Origin of the sequence: Burkholderia sp. WAC0059, from assembly GCF_002870125.1 — a bacterium.
Classification (GTDB): domain Bacteria; phylum Pseudomonadota; class Gammaproteobacteria; order Burkholderiales; family Burkholderiaceae; genus Paraburkholderia.
Map to the genome: position 1 here is coordinate 170,151 of NZ_PNEO01000001.1, position 18,983 is coordinate 189,133.

Annotated in this window: 16 protein-coding genes; 11 read left to right on the forward strand and 5 right to left on the reverse strand. The window is 68.9% G+C overall.

Annotated features, from left to right (window positions below; all coding sequences use genetic code 11):
* Window positions 1-7 precede the first annotated feature (7 nt).
* Complete coding sequence (locus tag CY652_RS00790; RefSeq protein WP_102128773.1) at window positions 8-472, reverse strand: MarR family winged helix-turn-helix transcriptional regulator; 465 nt, start codon at window positions 470-472, stop codon at window positions 8-10.
* A 77-nt stretch (window positions 473-549) separates the two neighbouring features.
* Complete coding sequence (locus CY652_RS00795) at window positions 550-1,257, reverse strand: HAD family hydrolase (protein WP_102128774.1); 708 nt, start codon at window positions 1,255-1,257, stop codon at window positions 550-552.
* Between the two features lie 162 nt (window positions 1,258-1,419).
* Between CY652_RS00795 and CY652_RS00800 the strand changes: the two genes are divergently transcribed.
* Window positions 1,420-1,842, forward strand: a complete 423-nt coding sequence (locus tag CY652_RS00800; protein WP_102128775.1) for a PaaI family thioesterase — start codon at window positions 1,420-1,422, stop codon at window positions 1,840-1,842.
* 53 nt (window positions 1,843-1,895) lie between these two features.
* Here the strand turns inward: CY652_RS00800 and CY652_RS00805 are convergent, their stop codons facing one another.
* Together CY652_RS00805 and CY652_RS00810 are read right to left on the reverse strand one after the other, a co-directional pair.
* Window positions 1,896-2,345: a hypothetical protein gene (locus CY652_RS00805; RefSeq protein WP_102128776.1), complete on the reverse strand. Its 450-nt coding sequence runs from the start codon at window positions 2,343-2,345 to the stop codon at window positions 1,896-1,898.
* A 323-nt stretch (window positions 2,346-2,668) separates the two neighbouring features.
* Window positions 2,669-3,169, reverse strand: coding sequence for a DUF2501 domain-containing protein (locus tag CY652_RS00810; RefSeq protein WP_102128777.1), 501 nt, complete (start codon window positions 3,167-3,169; stop codon window positions 2,669-2,671).
* 686 nt (window positions 3,170-3,855) lie between these two features.
* Here CY652_RS00810 and CY652_RS00815 point away from each other — a divergent pair.
* On the forward strand, window positions 3,856-4,959 hold the full coding sequence (locus tag CY652_RS00815; RefSeq protein WP_146009994.1) for a transposase: 1,104 nt from the start codon (window positions 3,856-3,858) through the stop codon (window positions 4,957-4,959).
* Window positions 4,960-5,128: 169 nt separating this feature from the next.
* On the opposite strand, the gene CY652_RS00820 is transcribed toward CY652_RS00815, so the two are convergent.
* Entirely contained in the window at window positions 5,129-6,655 is a 1,527-nt protein-coding gene (locus CY652_RS00820) for a mannose-1-phosphate guanylyltransferase/mannose-6-phosphate isomerase (protein WP_102128779.1), read from the reverse strand.
* Between the two features lie 517 nt (window positions 6,656-7,172).
* Here CY652_RS00820 and CY652_RS00825 point away from each other — a divergent pair.
* The 9 genes from CY652_RS00825 (at window position 7,173) to CY652_RS00865 (ending at window position 18,949) form a co-directional block, all read left to right on the forward strand.
* Entirely contained in the window at window positions 7,173-8,561 is a 1,389-nt protein-coding gene (locus CY652_RS00825; RefSeq protein ID WP_102128780.1) for an undecaprenyl-phosphate glucose phosphotransferase, read from the forward strand.
* 60 nt (window positions 8,562-8,621) lie between these two features.
* Window positions 8,622-10,043 (forward strand): UDP-glucose dehydrogenase family protein, encoded by a 1,422-nt coding sequence (locus CY652_RS00830; RefSeq protein WP_102129003.1) that lies wholly within the window; start codon window positions 8,622-8,624, stop codon window positions 10,041-10,043.
* A gap of 87 nt (window positions 10,044-10,130) precedes the next feature.
* The gene (locus CY652_RS00835; RefSeq protein WP_102128781.1) at window positions 10,131-10,577 is read left to right on the forward strand and encodes an arsenate reductase/protein-tyrosine-phosphatase family protein; all 447 of its coding nucleotides are present in this window, start codon (window positions 10,131-10,133) and stop codon (window positions 10,575-10,577) included.
* Window positions 10,571-11,740 carry a polysaccharide biosynthesis/export family protein gene (locus CY652_RS00840; protein WP_102128782.1) on the forward strand — a complete coding sequence of 390 codons (1,170 nt, stop codon included), beginning with the start codon at window positions 10,571-10,573 and terminating at the stop codon, window positions 11,738-11,740. The genes CY652_RS00835 and CY652_RS00840 overlap by 7 nt, the downstream gene beginning before the upstream one ends.
* A 71-nt stretch (window positions 11,741-11,811) precedes the next feature.
* Entirely contained in the window at window positions 11,812-14,043 is a 2,232-nt protein-coding gene (locus CY652_RS00845; protein ID WP_374703617.1) for a polysaccharide biosynthesis tyrosine autokinase, read from the forward strand.
* Window positions 14,044-14,121: 78 nt separating this feature from the next.
* Window positions 14,122-15,090 carry a glycosyltransferase family 2 protein gene (locus tag CY652_RS00850; RefSeq protein ID WP_102128783.1) on the forward strand — a complete coding sequence of 323 codons (969 nt, stop codon included), beginning with the start codon at window positions 14,122-14,124 and terminating at the stop codon, window positions 15,088-15,090.
* Window positions 15,087-16,229: a glycosyltransferase gene (locus CY652_RS00855; protein ID WP_102128784.1), complete on the forward strand. Its 1,143-nt coding sequence runs from the start codon at window positions 15,087-15,089 to the stop codon at window positions 16,227-16,229. Before CY652_RS00850 ends, CY652_RS00855 begins: the two co-directional genes overlap by 4 nt.
* A 24-nt stretch (window positions 16,230-16,253) precedes the next feature.
* Window positions 16,254-17,732, forward strand: a complete 1,479-nt coding sequence (locus CY652_RS00860; RefSeq protein ID WP_374703618.1) for a glucose-6-phosphate isomerase — start codon at window positions 16,254-16,256, stop codon at window positions 17,730-17,732.
* A complete protein-coding gene (locus tag CY652_RS00865) occupies window positions 17,729-18,949 on the forward strand; it encodes a glycosyltransferase family 4 protein (RefSeq protein WP_102128785.1) in 1,221 nt (406 codons plus the stop codon). The genes CY652_RS00860 and CY652_RS00865 overlap by 4 nt, the downstream gene beginning before the upstream one ends.
* Window positions 18,950-18,983 lie beyond the last annotated feature (34 nt).

Consider the following 18,983-nt stretch of genomic DNA (forward strand, 5'->3'; position numbering starts at 1 on the left):
GGCGCGTCTAGTCGTCGGCGTGGCGTCCGGCGGCGCCGGCCGTTTCCAGGGCGTTGAAGGCGTTCAGCACGCGCAGCGTCGCCTCCAGGTCGGCGCGGCTCACGCCCTTGAGGATGCGGCCGCGCAAGAGGCGCAGGTCGTCCTCCATCTTCGCCGTGACGGCGCGGCCCGCGTCGGTGAGCGAGATCGTCTTGGCGCGCCGGTCGTCGGGGTCTTCGTTGCGGCGCACGAGTCCGGCCGCGCAGAGCTGGTCGAGCAGGCGCACGAGCGACGGCCCCTCGATGCCGACCTGCTCGGCCAGCGCCACCTGGCGCACGGCCTCGCCGAGCCGGCCCGCGATGAGGAGCGGCGTGGCGCAGGCTTCCGAGACGTTGTAGGCGGTCAGGGCGGCGTTGCTCGTGCGCCGCCACCGGCGGGCGGCCAGGACGAGCGTGCTGCTCACGGACAGACGTAACGAGTGGAGATTCGGCATCGGCGCGATGATAGCCTGGAATTCGATAGCAAACTATCTTTTTTGCCGGGCCTCGCCGGGCGTCGAAAGTTCGGCGTTCAGGCCGGGGGACGCGCTGGATTCTCCCAGCCGGCGAGCAGTTCGGGCAGCGCCGCCATGTCCCGGAACACGCACACGGCGCCGGCCTCGCGCAGCGCGTCGGCGCGGCTGTGGCCGTGGCCGGGCGCGTCGGGGCGGTAGCCGAACACCGTCGCGCCGGCGGCCACGCCGGCCGTCACGCCGGTGACGGTGTCCTCGATCACGGCGCAGCGCCCGGGCGCGACGCGAAGCGCTGCGGCGGCGGCCAGGTAGACGTCGGGCCAGGGCTTGCTGCGCGCCGTCTCGTGGCCGCTGAAAAGACGGCCCTCGAAGGCAGCGAGCAGGCCGACCTTCGCCAGTTGCAGTTCGAGCTTGAGCCGGTCGGAGCCCGAGGCGACGGCGATGCGCCCGCCGAGCCGCCGGTGCAGCGCCGCCACGGCCGCCGGCGCGCCGGGGATGCCGGCGAGGTCGCGCTCGAGCGCCGCGTTGCGCCGCGCGCGGAACGCGGCGATCCACGCGTCGGTCAGCGCGAACCCCGTGCGCGCCTCGATCAGCGCGGCTTCGTCCCGGACCGCCTTGCCGACGAAAATGCGCATGGCTTCGTCGAGCGTGAGCGTCCAGCCGAGTGCGCCGAGCATGTCGACGAGCACCGTGTGGGTGATGCGTTCCGAATCGACGAGGACGCCGTCGCAGTCGAACAGCACGGCATCGAAGGGAAAGGAGGCCATCGGCGCGCGGGGCGAGGTTGAAAGCCGCCGATGATACCCGGCGGCGCCGGGCTCGGGGCGGCGCTGCGCCCGGGGGCGCCCGATCCTATAATGGCCCGCGATCTTTCCCGCGCCGGCGCGCCTTGCGCCGCCGCTTTCCGTCAGCCTCCCGGAGCCCCGCCCATGTCCGCCCAGCCCGAATACGCCCTCGACAACCCGTTTCTGGAGACGCTCGGCGTGCGGCTCGTGGCGTGGCGCGCGGGCTATGCCGAGCTCGTCATGCCGATCGACGCGTCGAAGCTGAACCGGCAGGGCGTGCTGCAGGGCGGGGCGATCGCGACGATGCTCGACGCCGCGGCCGGCTACGCCGGGCTCTTCTCGGCGCCGGGCGAGCCGCCGCTGCACGCGTTCACGCTCTCGCTCACGACGAATTATCTCGACAAGGGGCTCGGCGAGCGCGTGAGCGCGAAGGGGTTTCTGGAGCGGCAGGGACGGTCGATCTTTTTCTCGCGCGCCGAAGCCTGGGTGGACGGCCGCCTTCTGATCGCGAGCGCGCAGGGCACTTTCAAGTATTCCGGGCCGGCGAGGCCGGCCGTGGCCGGCTGATTGCGTCTTTTCGCATTCGCCCGGCTGCTGCGCGCTGCGCGGGCGCGTTTCGCTCACCCGTTCTCGTCGCAGACGATGGCGGTCAGGAGCAGCGGGATGACGGACTGCACGATCGCGTTGTTGTTGGCGGCGCGCAAGCGCGCCTGCACCCGTTCGGCCGGCGCCGACACCACCACGCCGTACACCGGGCCGTCGACGGTCTTGCCGGTGCCGGCCCGGAACAGGGCGTCGTTCTGCTCGTAGCCGATCACGGTGTAGATGGGAAAGCCGAACGCCTTCAGCCGGGCGCCCTGCACGGGCCGGAACGCGTTGACCGAATCGGGCTCGACGCGCGTGGGTTGCGGATCGATCGACTTTTCGTCGATCAGCGACGTGATGAACGCATGGGGGTTCGACGTGCAGTCGAACTGCTCGTCATGGCCGTCCGCATGGGCGCCGCATGCGCCGAGCGCGGCCGCGAGACCGGCGAGCAGGGTAACGGCATGAGTACGGCGCTTCGTCATGGCAGTGGCAACCGGGCACCCGACAGGAAACGTTCGACCGGCAACGCGGCGCAACGTTCAAGTGACGGATGCTGGCACGGCTTCGTGGCGGAAATGTGGCGGACCGGGGCAGGGGGGCGATAGCGCCGCGGCCGGATGCCGGCGCGGTTCGAAGCGCAGGTTCGGGCGCAGGTTCGGGCGCAGGTTCGGGCGCAGGTTCAGGCGGCGGGTTCAAGTGCGAGTCGGCGGGTCCGACGGCAGGGCGCGCCGGGCGCGTCGGCCGGGGTGACGCGACGACGGCCCGGGTCCTGGCGGCCGTGCCGTCGGGCGCCGCCCGCGTGTCGTCACAGCATCGACTTGCCTTGCGAGAGCACCTGATTGCAGACCTGCTTCGTGGCGTCGGCCTTCAGCCCGCCGCCGTTCAGGTCGAGCTGGGAACCGTTGCTGCCCGTGAGAATGCCGTTGCTGCCGCTCGCGTAGCCGCTATCGGTGGTGTGCGCGCCGCCCGGCAGCTTGCCGAGCAGCGAGTTCTGGATGCCGCCCGCGCTGGCCGGGCTCAGGTAGTTGTTCTTGATGCAGAACTGCAGCAGGCCCGCGACGTTGCCCGTGCTGCCCGAGCTCATCGATCCCATCGAACTCATGGAACCCATCGACTGGCCCGGCAGACCGCCGCTGCCGCCACCGCCGCCCAGGCTGCTGCCGATTCCGCTGAGGCCGCGAGAGGCGCCGCCGGACGAGCCGCCCTGGTTCAGCAGGTTGCCGAGCTGCGCGTTCGCGAGCCCGGGCGACAGCCACAGCGCGGCGAGGAGCGCGCCGGCCGCGACGCGCGTCAGGGATGTGTGCATCTGTGATTCTCCGTTGTCGTCTGGTTGTAGGGCACGCGTACTATAAACAGATTCGTCCGGAGACCTTCGCAATGTGGCCGGCGCCCCCCGGGCCCATCGGGCGAGGCCGGCGGCGCGGGCGCGATTCGTATGACGCAGGACGCCGTTCGCGGAATGCGATTTTTCGCGACGGATTTGCTGCGACGCCGTAATATGGATGTCATTGCACGCGCGTAGGTATAGCGGCTAGAGGGCACGGCCGGCCAGCGGGGGCGCGCGGCGTTGCAACTGCAACGGTTCGTGCGTCGCGGCATACGACGCCGGCCGGAATCGCTTCGGGACCGGGAGCCCGGACTGGATTCCCCCGGATTCAGGCGGGTTTTCGGCAGGTGCCGGTTCGCGCGATGGACGGGGTTCGTTTCCAATCGTACGGACGAGTTTGTTTCTAACCGTAACACTTATTTCCGCCCCTATCGGGCGGTTTATCAGATGGTATGCTTCGTGCACAAATTCTCCTTTGCACGAGTGAGACCACGTTCCCTGCGTCAAACCCGTGAACGCCCGCACAAGTTGAGTGCGACCGTCGCGGCGAACGACCCCAACGTATAAGCATATGGTGCAACCGAGAGTGCCGGCATGGCGTCTTTCTGCGCCGCTCTGCCAGTACTCCGACACTGCAGCCCCGGTCCGGCTGCGTGGAGAACAGCATGAATTTCGAAGAACTGAGCGATGAAGAGTGGATGCAGGTGGCTTCGCTCGTGTCCGACGAGCCTCCCATTCGTCTCAATCGTCGCGGTCGTCCGCGCGCGGAACCGCGCGTCGTTACCAACGCAGTGCTCTGGATCCTGACGACCGGCGAGTCGTGGTCGCGTCTGCCCGCCCGCTATCCGTCCGGACCCACCTGCCGCCGTCGCTTCGACGAGTGGCACCTCAACGGTACGCTCGCCGAACTGGTCCAACTGCTCTCGACGCGCGGCCGCGCGTTCGTCTACGTTCCGGAGGCGCCGCCGCCCGAAACGCATTCCGCCGAGGCCAGCGCCGGCGCGACAGCCGACGACGACGGCTTGCCGACCGTTTTCTGGAAGAGCCCGCAAGCCTGGCAGGCTCCGACGGCCGACGCGCCCGAGGAGCAGGAAACGGGCGAGCGCGACTGGCCGGTCGCGGACGCGATCGTCAGCATGACGCGCCAGTTGTCGAACCTGCAGGACCCGGACGACGGGCGGCCCGCCGCGAACCCGTCCGCCGATCCGGCGGCGCGGGACGTGTTGAACCCGGCCGCGCGCGCGGGGGCCGTCGCGTTGCCGTCGCCCGTTGCGGTGCCGTCGCCGGCCGTCGACGTCGTGACGGCCGCTCGTCCGCTCTGGTCGGGCGCCGCCGCGCAGTCCGTGCAGGTGGCCGAGTGGCGCGGCTACCTGATGAAGCTCGTGGTGCAGCCCGTGCGCAACCGCATGTTCCGCTCGGCCGTCGAGATTCTTCGCGACGGCCAGCGCCTCGAGCGCTCGGGCCTCGTCGGTCCGCCGTTCGCGGATCGGGAGTCGGCCAAGCAGTTCGCGTTCGACTGGGCGCGCAAATGGGTCGAGCACGAATGCCGCGGCGAGGTGCCGGCCATGATTTCCGACGCGTCGACGGCGGCGAGAGCGGCCGCGACGGGCGGCGTCGTCACCCGCTCGATGCCGCCGGGCGACGGGCGCTGGATTGCGCCGGTGCATCGCTATACGCCGGGCTCCTTGCCGCCGCTGGCGGCGGACGGCCGGGAAAGCAGCACCGCCGAACCGCGCCATCCCGTCGTGGGCAGTCACGTCGGCGGGTAGCGCCGGTAGTCCGCCGGAAGCCCCCGCCGGTAGTCGGTAACGCCATCCGTCCGTCGTCGCCTCCCAGGCTCTCCGCTTCACGTCTCGCTCACGCCTTCTTTCCTCCGGCGCCAGGCCGGGCCACCGCAATGCGGGCGACCCGGCCTGTTTTCCCGTCCTCGCTTCCGCCTCACTGACACTGCCGCCCGTACTGATCGTCGAGGCGCACGATGTCGTCCTCGCCGAGGTACGAGCCCGACTGCACCTCGATGATCTCGAGCGGCATCTTGCCGGGGTTTTCGAGCCGGTGCGCGACGCCGAGCGGAATGTAAGCGGACTCGTTCTCCGAGACGATGAAGCGTTCCTCGCCGCGCGTGACGAGCGCGGTGCCGCGCACGACGACCCAGTGCTCGGCCCGGTGGTGGTGCATCTGCAGCGACAGCCGCGCGCCGGGTTCGACCACGATCCGTTTCACCTGGAAGCGCTCGCCGCCGTCGACGCAGTCGTAATGGCCCCACGGGCGGTGCACCTTGCGGTGGACGATGGCCTCGCTGCCGCTCGCGTCGCGGATGCGCTTCACGACCTTCTTGACCTCCTGCGCGTGGGCGCGGTCCGCCACGAGCACGGCGTCGGCCGTTTCGACGACGACGAGATCCTGCGTGCCGATGCACGCGATGAGCCGCCCGTCCGAGTGCGCGAGCGTGCCCTGGGCGCCCTCGAACATCACGCGCCCGCGCGCCACGTTGCCGGCATCGTCCTTCGGCAGCACCTGCCAGACGGTGTCCCACGAGCCGAGGTCGGTCCAGCCCGCCACGAGCGGCACGACCACGCCGCGCGCCACCGACGGGTCGCCGGGCAGCGGCTCCATGACCGCGTAGTCGATCGAGTTGGCGGGCGAACGGCCGAACGCCTCCTTCTCCACGCGGAAAAAGTCGCCGTCGGCCTGGCCGCGCGCGCAGGCGGCTTCGCAGGCCTCGTAGATGGCGGGCTCGAAGCGGCGGATCGCGGCGAGCCAGGTGGAGGCGCGCACGATGAAGATGCCGCTGTTCCACCAGTAGCGGCCCGAGGCCACGTACTGCTGCGCGAGCTCGAAATAGGGCTTCTCGACGAAGCCGCTCAACTGGCGCGCGCCGTCCGCCTCGGGGCCGCCGAGCGGCTCGCCGACGTGGATGTAGCCGTAGCCGACCTCGGCGCGCGTCGGCACGATGCCCATCGTCACGATGTGGCCGGCGGCGGCGTGGCGCACGCCGTTGGCGACGGCCGCGTGGAACGCCTCGAGATCGGTGAGTGCGTGGTCGGCCGGCATCACGACGAGGATGCCGTCCTGCTGCGCGCCGGCGACCGACAGCGCGGCGATGGTCAGCGCGGGCGCGGTGTCGCGCGCGACGGGCTCGAGCAGTAGCTGGGCCTCCTTGCCGCGCACGCGCAACTGTTCGGCCGTCGTGAAGCGGTGCTCCTCGTTGCAGACGACGACGAGCCGTTCGGCGACCGGATAGCCGGCGTCGAGCCCGTCGAGCCGGCCGGCCGTGTCGCCGAGCAGGGTCTGGTCGCCGACGAGGCTGATCATCTGCTTGGGATGCTGCTCGCGCGAGAGCGGCCATAGCCGCGAGCCCGCGCCGCCGGCGAGCACCACGGGATGAACGTGCAGCGCGACCGGCTGCGGGACATGGGCGGGCGCGTCGCCCGCGGTGACTGCGGCGGAAACCGTATCCGTCATTTCGCTCTCCTGATTCGGGTTCGTTTGAGCGATTTGTAGCACGCTTAAAATCGACAATTAAATCAATTCAAAGAAGAAACTTGAAAATAAATGGAGATTGAAAGGATGATGTTTTTATGTCCGGCGTGGACGATAAAAAACGGAAAAATATTCGATAAAAATAGATTTGTTCCGGGATTCTCGTTTGTCCGATTTATCGCAATGCGGAAAGACCGTGGGAAAAGGGCGTGCAATTCGTCGAAATGATCTGTAATAGAGACCGGAATTCGGTAAATTTTTCACAAAAAACAGAATAAAAAATATGCCGTTCTTACCGATACATTTGGAGATACTTTTGGCGCTTGCGAATGTATTTTTATAACGCTTTATTAGGGTTTGTTCGGATGCGTTTATCGGCCCGCAGTCGGCCGGAACGACGCGTCTTTTCCGATTCGTCGAAATATGCCGGACCCGCAACGACGGACCTGCGCTCGTCGCCTGACGGCTATTTCGACGGCTAACCCGAGGGGGCGGTCACATGTTGAGCGTGCTTGCCAGAATCATCGACATCGCAGCGGTTGCGGCCGCCGCGCTCGTCGCGGCCGCCCTGCACCGGGGAGGGCTCGTGCCGCTGAGCGACATGGAAACGCTGGCGCTAGCGTTCAGTTGCGTGCTGGCCGTCTGGATGTTCCCGGCGTTCGGCATTTACCAGTCGTGGCGCGGCAAGCCGCTCTACGACCTGTTCGCGCGCGTCGCCGTGGCGTGGCTCGCCGTGGAGGGCACCGGCATCCTGCTCAGCTTCAGCGTGCACCGTGCCGATTCGCTCTCGCGGCTCTGGCTCGCCTACTGGGCCGCCTCGGCCGTCGTGCTGCTCGTCGCGGCCAAGGCGCTCGTCTACACGGTGCTCAAGGGCATCCGGCGCGAGGGCTACAACCTGAAGGCCGTCGCGGTGGCGGGCGGCGCGCCGTTCGGGCACTTTCTGATCGGCCAGATGCACAGCCGTCCCGAGGCGGGATTCATGCCCGTGCTGCTGTTCGACGAGGACGCCCGGGCGGACGACGCGCGCGGCGACGCGCTCGTCGACGGCGTGCCGGTGGAGCGCGACGTGCAGTCGATGATCGAGTTCGTGCGCCGCCGCGCGGTGCGCGAGCTTTGGCTGGCGCTGCCGATGTCGAAGGAGCGTACGATTCACCGGATCGTGACGGAGCTGCGCAACGACTTCGTCAACATCCGCTTCATTCCCGACGTGCGCAGCCTCTCGCTCTTCAGCCAGCCCGTCGTCGATCTGCTCGGCGTGCCGGCGATCAACCTCGCGGCCTCGCCGATCACGGACCTGCGCGTCTGGCCCAAGCGCGTGTTCGACCGGCTTTTCGCGCTGGGCGTGCTGATCGCGCTCGCGCCGGTCTTCGCCGTGATCGCCGTCGCCGTGAAGCTCTCGTCGCCGGGCCCGGTGTTTTTCCGCCAGCGCCGCAAGGGGCTCGACGGCAACGAGTTCGAGATCTACAAGTTCCGCTCGATGAAGCAGCATGCCGACGCGCCCGGCACCGTCACGCAGGCGCGGCGCGGCGACCCGCGCATCACGCGCGTCGGGGCGTTCCTGCGCCGCACGAGCCTCGACGAGCTGCCGCAGTTCATCAACGTGCTCAAGGGCGAGATGTCGGTCGTCGGGCCGCGCCCGCACGCGCTCGAACACGACGACATCTACAAGGATCTCGTGCGCGGCTACATGCACCGCTACCGCATCAAGCCCGGCATCACGGGCTGGGCGCAGATCAACGGCTTTCGCGGCGAAACCGACCGCATCGAGAAGATGCGCGACCGCGTGCGCTTCGATCTGCACTACATGCAGAACTGGAGTTTCGGGCTCGACCTGAAGATCGTGGTGCTCACGTTGTGGAAAGGCTTCGTCGGCCACAACGCGTACTGAATCCGCGGCCGGCGCATCGTCGCGATGCCCGGGAAAACATCGTTCACTTTCGAGGTGTGCATGAATCTGACGATCATTGGCAGCGGCTATGTGGGGCTCGTCACCGGCGCCTGCCTCGCCGACATCGGCAACGACGTGATCTGTCTCGACGTCGACGCGCGCAAGATCGACCTGCTCAACGAGGGCGTCGTGCCGATTCACGAACCGGGTCTCCCGGAGATCATCGAGCGCAACCGCCGCGCGCGGCGCCTGTCGTTCTCGACCGACGTGGCCGCCGCCGTGGCGCACGGCGAGATCCTGTTCATCGCGGTCGGTACGCCGCCCGACGAGGACGGCTCGGCCGACCTGCAGTACGTGCTCGGGGCGGCGCGCAGCATCGGCCGGCACATGGACGGTTTCAAGGTGGTCGTCGACAAGTCCACGGTGCCCGTCGGCACGGCGGCGTTCGTGCGCGACGCCATCGCGACCGAATTGCGCCGGCGCGAAATCCAGCCGATGCAGCCGATGTTCTCGGTCGTCTCGAACCCCGAGTTCCTCAAGGAGGGCGCGGCCGTCGAGGACTTCGCGCGGCCCGACCGCATCGTGCTCGGCTGCGACGACGACGTGCCCGGCGAGCGCGCGCGCGAGCTGATGAAGCGCCTTTACGCGCCGTTCAACCGCAATCACGAGCGCACGCTCTACATGGACGTGCCGTCCGCCGAGTTCACGAAGTACGCGGCCAACGCGATGCTCGCCACGCGCATCTCGTTCATGAACGAGCTTGCGAACCTGGCCGACCGCGTCGGCGCGGACATCGAATCGGTGCGGCGCGGCATCGGTTCGGACCCGCGCATCGGCTACGACTTTCTCTACGCGGGCTGCGGCTACGGCGGTTCGTGCTTCCCGAAGGACGTGAAGGCGCTCGTGCGCACGGCCGAGGAGTACGGCGAGAGCCTGCAGATCCTGAGCGCCGTGGAAGCTGTCAACGAAGCGCAGAAGAAGGTGCTCGCGCAGAAGATCGTCACGCGCTTCGGCGCCGATCTCACGGGCCGGCGCTTCGGCGTCTGGGGACTGGCGTTCAAGCCCAACACCGACGACATGCGCGAGGCGCCGAGCCGCGCGCTGATCGCCGAGCTGCTCGCGCGCGGCGCCTCGGTGCGCGCCTACGACCCGGTGGCGATCAAGGAGGCGAAGCGCGTGCTCGCGCTCGATCTGGCCGCCATGCCCGAGGAGCGCGCGCGGCTCGATTTCGCCGTCGACGAGATGGCCGCGGCCGACGGCGCGGACGCGCTCGTCGTCCTGACCGAATGGCGCGCGTTCAAGATGCCGGACTTCGGCGCGCTCAAGGACGCGCTCAAAAGCGCCGTCGTGTTCGACGGACGCAATCTGTACGACCCGCTCGCGCTGCGCGAGCTCGGCATCGAGTATCACGCCGTCGGCCGCGCCAGCGCGAGCGCGGTGAGCGCCGGGCGCCAGCGCGCCGAGGCCGCGGCGCGCGCCTGAGCCGCGCCGTCGCGAGAACACGGGTCACCACCGGGAGGATGCCGGCATGAATGACTGGAATGACTGGAGACGAAGGAGTATGCCGCCATGTTCAACGACGTCCTGATCGTCTGCCACGCGAACGTCTGTCGTTCGCCGGCGGCGGAGCAACTGTTTCGCGCGAGACAGCGCGAAAGCGCGGCGACACACGCGCCGTCGTTTCACTCGGCGGGGCTGTGCGCGATCGACGGGGCCGACATGGACCCCGTCATGCAGCGCCTGCTCGCCGAGCGCGGCGTGGAGGTGGGCGAGCACCGGTCGCGGCGTCTCACGCGCGACCTCGTGCGCGCGGCGGACCTCGTGCTCGTCACCGAGCAGCGCCAGGTTTCCGGGGTCGAGAAGGTCGAGCCGACCGCGCGCGGCAAGGTCTACACGCTCGGCAAGTGGGAGAGCTCCGACGTGGCCGATCCGCACGGGCTGGATGAAGCGGCCTATCTCGAGAGCCTCGAATTGATGGAACGTCTGGTAAAGGAATGGTTGAGCCGAATATGCTGACAAAAAAGCTGACCGTGATACTCGCGCTGAGCGCGTTCGTGTCCGCCTGCTCCACGGCGCCGGGCAATTATCTTTCCACGTCGCGGCTCGAGGACAATACGCCGACGCCCGACGTCACCTATCCCGTGCATCTGATCGATGCGCAACTCGTGATGAAGCAGGCACAGGAAGCCGAGGCCGTCGCGCAAACCCAGGCGCTGCCGCCCATCGGCGACCTCGCGAACTACAGCTATCGGATCGCGCCGGCCGACATCATCGGCGTGACCGTGTACGACCACCCCGAAATTTCCACGCCGGCGGGCACGACGTTCTCGGCGGGCGGCAACACCACGCAGACGGTCGGGCAGGCCCTCACGCAGCCCTACGCCACCGCGCTGCCGGGCCAGTCCGATCCGTTCGGCCTCACGGTCTCGACCGACGGCACGATCTATTTCCCGTTCATCGGCCGCATCCTGGCCGCGGGCAAGACGCCGGAGCAACTGCGCGCCGAGATCGCGGCCGGGCTCGTCAACTACATCCACGATCCGCAGGTCAACGTGCGCGTGCTCGCCTTCCGCGGCCAGCGCGTGCAGGTGACGGGCGACGTGACGACGCCGGGGCCGCTCGCCATCAGCGACGTGCCGCTCACGCTCGTCGACGCCATCACGCGCTCGGGCGGCACCACGGCGAACGCCGACTACGAGCGCGTGCGGCTCACGCGCGACAACAAGCTCTACGTGCTCAACGCGGACCGCCTGCTCGACCACGGCGACATGAGCCAGGACGTGCTGCTGCAGAACGGCGACATCATCAACATCCCGGACCGTTCCGACAGCCGCGTGTTCGTGATCGGCGAAGTGAAGACGCCGATCGAGGAAAACATGATCCGCGGCCGTCTGACCATCGCCGACGCGCTCACGCAGGCCGGCGGGATTCTCGACACCGACGCGAACCCGCGGCAGATCTTCGTGATGCGCGACGTGCAGAACGACCCGTCGAAGCCCGAAATCTACCGGCTCGACATGACCCAGCCCGACGCGATCATGCTCTCGTCCCAGTTCCAGCTCAGACCGATGGACGTGGTGTACGTGGGCACGGCCTCTTCGACGACTTTCAACCGCATGCTGCAGGAGGTGTTGCCGACCATCGAGACCATTTTCTACACCAAGCAGATCACGCAGTAGCACGCGGGATCGGCGTCGATCGTCTGGAAACGGTCAGGCTCGAGCAACCTTCACCAGGACAACGGAACCGAATCGTGAATACGCAAGTTATCCGACAGGCGGCCCCCGCGGCCCCCACCGAAGAAGAGGACGTGGTCCTCGGTCAGCTACTGCGCGTCATCATCGACGACATCGGCTGGCTCCTTGCCATCGCGGCTGCGGTCGTGGCCATCGCGGTCTTCTACTGCTACGTCGCGAAGCCGGTCTATTCGGCCGATGCCCAGGTGCGCGTCGAGCAGTCCGACAACACCTCGCAGGCGCTGACCGAGACGCAGACGGGCGCGCAGATCAGCGACGGCTCGTCGACCGCGCTGCCGACCGACGCCGAGATCGCGATCATCAAGAGCCGCGCGGTGCTCGAGCCGGTCGTCCAGCAGTTCAGGCTGAACTTCTCCGTCTCGCCGGTCACGATGCCGGTGCTCGGCAATCTCGCGAGCCGGCTGGCGACGCCCGGCCAGCCCGCGAAGCCGTGGCTCGGCCTGAGCTCGTTCGCCTGGGGCGGCGAAGTCGCCGACGTCGATTCGATCCAGGTCTCGCCCGATCTCGAGGGCAAGAAGCTCACGATGACCGCGCTGCCGGGCAACCAGTACGCGCTGACGGGTCCGCACGGCGAGCCGCTGCTGCGCGGCACGGTGGGCGAGGAGGCCCAGGGCGCCGGCGTCACGATGCTCGTGAACAGGCTCGTGGCGCGGCCCGGCACGCGCTTTCGCGTCGTGCGCATGAACGACCTCGACGCGATCACGTCGTTCCAGTCGGCCATCGACGTCGAGGAGCAGGGCAAGCAGACCGGCGTGATCCAGGTCTCGCTCCAGGACACGAACCCGCAGCGCGCGGCCGACATCGCCAACGCCGTGGTGCAGTCGTACCTGGGCGAGCACGTGGCGAGCAAGCAGGAAGACGCGACCAAGATGCTCAACTTCCTGAACAGCGAGGAGCCGAAGCTGAAGAACAACCTCGAGCGATCCGAGGAGGCCCTGGCCATCTACCAGAGCAAGTCGGGCTCGATCGACGCGGACGACGAGTCGAAGATCTACCTCCAGGGCAGCATCGACTACGAGCAGCAGATTTCGTCGCAGGAACTGCAGATCTCCTCGCTCGAACAGCGTTTCGGCGCGGATCACCCCGCGCTCATCTCGGCGCGGCAGCAGCTCGCGGAGCTGCAGGCCGAGCGCGACAAGTTCGACACGCGCTTCCGCAACCTGCCGGCCACCGAAGTGAAGGCCGTGCAGCTCCAGCGCGACGCGAAGGTGAGCGAGGACACCTACGAGCTGCTGCTCAACCGCATCCAGGAGCTCGCGGTGCAGCGCGCCGGCTCGGGCGGCAACGTCCACCTCGTCGACGAGGCCATGCGTCCGGGGCAGCCGACCAAGCCGAAGTCCGTGCTGATCGTCTCGGCCGCCGTGATTCTCGGCCTCATTCTCGGCACCGGCTTCGTGCTGCTGCGGCGCAACCTCTTCAAGGGCATCGTGGACGCCGACCAGATCGAGCGCGTGTTCCACCTGCCGGTGTACGGGCTCATCCCGCTCTCGAGCGAGCAGGCGCAGCTCGAGAAGCGCATCCCGTCGCGCGACGGCATGCGCCTGCGCGAGGTGCTCGCCAATACGCGCCCGCACGACCTGACCGTCGAGAGCCTGCGCAGCCTGCGCACGTCGCTGCAGTTCAGCGTGATGGACGCGCGCAACCACGTCGTCGTCATGACGGGCTCGGTGCCGGGCGTCGGCAAGAGCTTCATGAGCGCGAATCTCGCCGTGCTGCTCGCGCATTCGGGCAAGCGCGTCCTGCTCGTCGACGGCGACATGCGGCGCGGCGTGCTCGAACGCTACCTCGGCGGCACGCAGGAAAACGGCCTTTCGGAGCTGCTGTCCGGCCAGATCGCGCTCGACGAGGCCATCCGCCCGACCGGCGTCGACAACCTCCAGTTCATCTCGTGCGGCCGCCGTCCGCCCAATCCGTCCGAGCTCCTGATGTCGCCGCGTCTCGAGCAGTATCTCGACGGACTCTCGAAGCGCTACGACGTGCTGCTCATCGACACGCCGCCGGTGCTGGCCGTGACCGACGCCGCGATCATCGGCGCGCACGCGGGCTCGACTTTCCTCGTGATGCGCTCGGGCATGCACTCGGAAGGCGAGATCAGCGACGCGCTCAAGCGCCTGCGGAGCGCCGGCGTGAACGTGCAGGGCGGCATCTTCAACGGCGTGCCGCAGCGCGCGCGCGGCAGTTACGGCTACGGCTACACCGCCGTGCAGGAATACCTGAGCACCTGAGCATCCGGGGCGCCGGGCGGGCGCGAGGCCGCCCGCTTTCCGTCACCGATCCACCCGACCCGTACCCGAGGACCCGCGATGAAAGTATCCGTACTCGTGCCGACCTATCGCCGGCCGGACGACCTGTCACGCTGCCTGTCGGCGCTGATGCGCCAGTGGCGCCTGCCCGATCAGGTGGTGGTCGTGACCCGCGCGGACGACGTTCCCACCCACGCCTGCCTCGACAGCCATCCGGCGAGGCGCGCGCTGCCGGTCGAGGTCGTCGTCGTCGACGAGCGCGGGCTCGTCGCCGCGCTGAATCGCGGCATCGAAGTCGTGACGGGCGACATCGTCGCGATTACCGACGACGACGCGGCGCCGCATGCCGACTGGGTCGAGCGGATCGAGGCGGCGTTCTCGTCCGACCCGCGGCTCGGCGCGCTCGGCGGACGCGACTGGGTGCACGAGCGCGGCCAGGTGCTCGACGGCGAGCGCGAGCTCGTCGGCAAGGTGCTGCTCTCGGGCCGGATCGTCGGCAATCATCATCTCGGCGTGGGCGAGGCGCGCGAGGTCGATCTGCTCAAGGGCGTGAACATGAGCTACCGGTGCGAGGCGGTTCGCCATCTGAACTTCGACCGCCGGTTGCGCGGCACGGGCGCGCAGGTGCACAACGACATGGGGTTCAGCATGGGCGTGAAGCACGCGGGCTGGAAGGTCGTCTACGACCCCGCCATCGCCGTCGATCACTATCCCGCGCCGCGCTTCGGCGAAGAGCCGCGCGATGCGCTGACGCTGGCCTCCATCAGCAACGCCGCCTACAACCTGCACCTGATTCTCAGCGAGCATCTGCCGCTGCTGCGTCGCACGACGGTCTGGTGGTGGTACACGCTGATCGGCACGCGCCTCTATCCGGGCCTCGCCCACGTGGGGTTCGCCATGCTGAGCAACCCGCGCACCGCGGGCGACACGCTCGCGCGCTGGCGCGCGGTGCGCAGCGGCGCCGTCGAGGCGCGGCGCAGCGCCTCGCGCCGCCCCGTGGCGGCCAAACTGACGGAGCGGGCCGAATGAACAACGCCACGCGAGTCCACGTCCATCTGTTTTACGGCGCCGATCCGCGCCACTACCGCAAGGGCGAGCAGATCGGCTGCCTGTACGGCTATCACCACGCGGAATCGGACGAGTTCGCGCTCGACTACGCCGAGGACGCGCGCGAGAGCCAGCCGGTGCGCCTCGTGCGCCGCGCGCTGAAGGCCGCGCTCGGCTTCGACTTCATCCACGCCTGGCGCAACCGTCGCGCCATCCTGGCCGCCGACGTGGTGTGGACTCACACGGAGCAGGAGCATCTGGCCGTCGCGCTGCTGCTGTTGCTCGCGGCGCGGCGCGGCGGCCACGCGCCGCTGCTGCTTGCGCAGAGCGTCTGGCTGCTCGACCGCTGGCCCGGCTACGGGGCGCTGCGCCGCGCGCTGTACGGCCGGCTGCTCGCGCGCGCGGACCTGCTCACGACGCTTGCGAGCGAGAACGCCACGCTGTGCCGCCGCTACTTCGGCCGCGAGGCGCGCCACGTCTATTACGGCTTGAACACCGACGACTTTCCGTTGCAGCCGCCCGAACCATGGGCGCCGCACGCGCCGCTGCGCGTCGCCGCGATCGGCAACGACCGCGACCGCGACTGGACCACGCTCGTCGCCGCGCTCGGCCACGATTCGCGCTACGCGGTACGCATCGCGACGCGCCGCCGCGTGCCGGCCGCCGCGCGCGCGCCGAACGTTGAGGTCGTGCGCGTCTCGGGCCTCGCCGCGCAGCGCGCGCTCTACGACTGGGCCGATCTCGTCGTCGTGCCGCTGCGGCCGAATACGCACGCGTCCGGCATCACCGTGATGCTGGAGGCGGCGGCGCTCGGCAAGCCGATGATCGTCACGCGCGTGGGCGCGCTCGAAGACTACTTCGACGACGAGGCGGCCTTCTACGTGCCACCGTTCGATCCGCAGCAATTGCGCGAGGCCGCCAATACGCTCGCGGCCGCGCCTTCGCGCGCGCAGCGCCAGGCCGCCGCCGCGCTCGACCAGTTGCGCGCGCGCGAGCTCACCACGCAGCATTTCGCCTACCAGCATGTGCAACTCACGCGCGAGATGCTGCAGCGGCGCGGCGCCGAGACGGCGGGTTTCGACCCGAACCAGCCGTCCCGACGCGTACCCGGCGAGGCCTGAGCGATGCGCGCGCCCTCTCCGATGTTGCCCGCGTCTCCCGCCCCGGCGCCGTCGCCGGCCCCCCGCACGCGCGACCGCCTGCGCAGCACGCTCTCGCGCGATACGCTGCCGCCGCTCGCGCTGTGGTTCCTCACGGCGCTGCTCGTGGCCGCCCATCAGGGCTCGGTGCTCACGCTCGCGTTTCCGGTGCTCTCGCTCGCGACGGGCGTGTGGCTCTACTTCGTCAACCCGGCGCGCTACGTCGGCTTCGTCTGGTGGCTCTGGTTCCTCGCGCCCGAGGTGCGGCGCCTCGCCGACTACGGCAAGGGCGCGTTCACGCCGACGAGCCTGATCGAAATCGCGCCGCTCGCGGTGACGATGGTCAGCGGGTTCTCGCTCGTGCGCTACGCGCCGCTGCTCGCGCAGCGGCGCGGCCTGCCGGTGCTGCTCGCGCTCTCGGGCCTCGCCTACGGGTTCGCGATCGGCGTGATGTCGAGCGGGCCGCTGCCGGCCATCTACGATCTCGCGAACTGGGCCTATCCGATCCTGATCGGCTTTCACATCATGGCCCACACGCGCGACTACCCGCAGTACCGCGAGACGACCGTCAACACGTTCATCTACGGGATGCTCGTGATGGGCGCCTACGGGCTCGTGCAGTTTTTCATCATGCCGCCCTGGGACGCGATGTGGATGGTGGGCTCGGACATGGACTCGCAGGGCGACCCGGTGCCGTTCGGCGTGCGCGTGTTCAGCACGATGAACTCGTCGGGACCGTTCGCGTTCGCGATGATGGCCGCGATGGTGTTCGTGATGGCGGCGAAGCACCGCGTGCGCTGGGTCGCGGCCGCGTTCGGCTTCTTCTCGTTCGCGCTTTCGCTCGTGCGCTCGACCTGGGGCGGCTGGGTCATCGCCATGCTGCTCCAGCTACTCAAGTCGAGCAACCGCGTGCGCATCCGCATCATCGTCAGCGCGCTGGTGCTGGCCGGCCTGTGCGTGCCGCTGCTCGCCATCGGCCCCGTGGCCGAGCGCATGCAGGCGCGGCTCGATTCGCTTACCAACCTCTCCGACGACCAGAGTTACGAGGCCCGCCACCAGTTCTACGCGGAGTTCGCGAAGAAGGCCTTCACCGACGTGCAGGGCGAAGGGCTCGGCGCGACGGGCGCCTCGACGAAGCTCTCGAGCAGCAACAACGGTCAGCTCGGCCAATACGGCAGCTTCGACAGCGGCGTCATGAACATTCCGTTCGTGCTCGGCTGGCCCGGCACGCTGCTCTACCTGAGCGGCACGCTGTGGCTGTTCGCGCGCGCGCTGCGCGCGTCGTTCCGGCTGGCCGACGACCGCTACGTCTCGGCCTGCGTCAGCATCGCGGTCTCGATCTTCGCGATGCTCGTCTTCACCAACTCGCTCGTCGGCACGGGCGGCCTGCTGCTTTTTTCGAGCCTGTTTTCCATCCTGAGCGCGAGCCACTGGCGCAAGCTGATGCGCCATAAGGTCGTGCAAGCCGCGGAGGTCATCGATTGAGAGTCGCCATCGTCACCCATGTGGTGCGCCATAACGACGGCCAGGGCCGCGTCAACTACGAGATCGCGCGCGCGGCGCTCGCCGAGGGCATCGAGGTCACGCTCGTGGCGTCGTTCGTTTCGCCGGACCTGCTCGCGCATCCGCTCGCGAAGTGGGTGCGCGTGAAGCCGGGCCGCTGGTGGCCGACCAACCTCGTGCGCCAGCAGGTGTTCGCGCTGCGCAGCGCGCTCTGGCTGCGCCTGCACCGGCGCGAATACGACCTGCTGCACGTGAACGGCTTCATCACCTGGGCGCGTGCCGACGTCAACACGGCGCATTTCGTGCACGGCGGCTGGGCGAGGAGCCCGTACTACCCGTTCGGGCTGCGCCAGGGCCTCTGGTCGACCTACCAGTACCTGTACACGCGCATCAACGCGGTGCTCGAGGGCTGGGCCTACCGGCGCTCGCGCGTGATCGCGGCCGTCTCGGGCAAGGTGGCCGACGAGATCCGCATGGGCGGGCTGCCCGCGTCGAGCCGGCTCGAGGTGATCTACAACGGCGTCGATACGCAAAGCTTCGCGAATGCGCAGGGCGACCGCGCGAAGTTCGATCTGCCCGCGGCGCCGTTCATGCTGCTGTTCGTCGGCGACCTGCGCACGCCGCGCAAGAACCTCGGCACCGTGCTCGAGACGCTCTGCCGCCTGCCCGCGAGCGTGCACCTCGCCGTGGCCGGTTATCTGCCCGGCAGCCCCTATCCCGAGCGCGCGAAAGCGCTCGGCATCGAGTCGCGCGTGCATTTTCTCGGCCTCGTGAGCGAGATGCCGGTGCTGATGCGCTCGGTCGACGCCTACGTGTTTCCGTCGCGCTACGAGGCGATGAGCCTGTCGCTGCTCGAGGCGCTCGCGTCGGGCCTGCCCGTCGTGACCGCGCGCACGGCGGGCGGCGCGGAGATCATCACGTCCGAGTGCGGCATCGTGCTCGACGATCCCGACGACGCCGCTGCGCTGGCCGCCGCGATCGCGCAGCTCGCGCGCGCGCGCGAGCGCTGCCGCGCGATGGGCGAGGCGGCGTCGCGCGTCGCGGCCGGTTTCGGCTGGGCGCGCATGGCCGCGCAGTACCTCGCGCTGTACCGGCAACTGATCCGCGACGCGCCCCGGGCCGCGTCGCAACGCGACGCCGCTTCCGTTTCGCAGCCGTTCGGCGGCGCGGCGCTCGAGGGCGACGAATATTCGCGCTGAAGGAACACGCATCGGCCGTGCGCGCCGCGCCGGC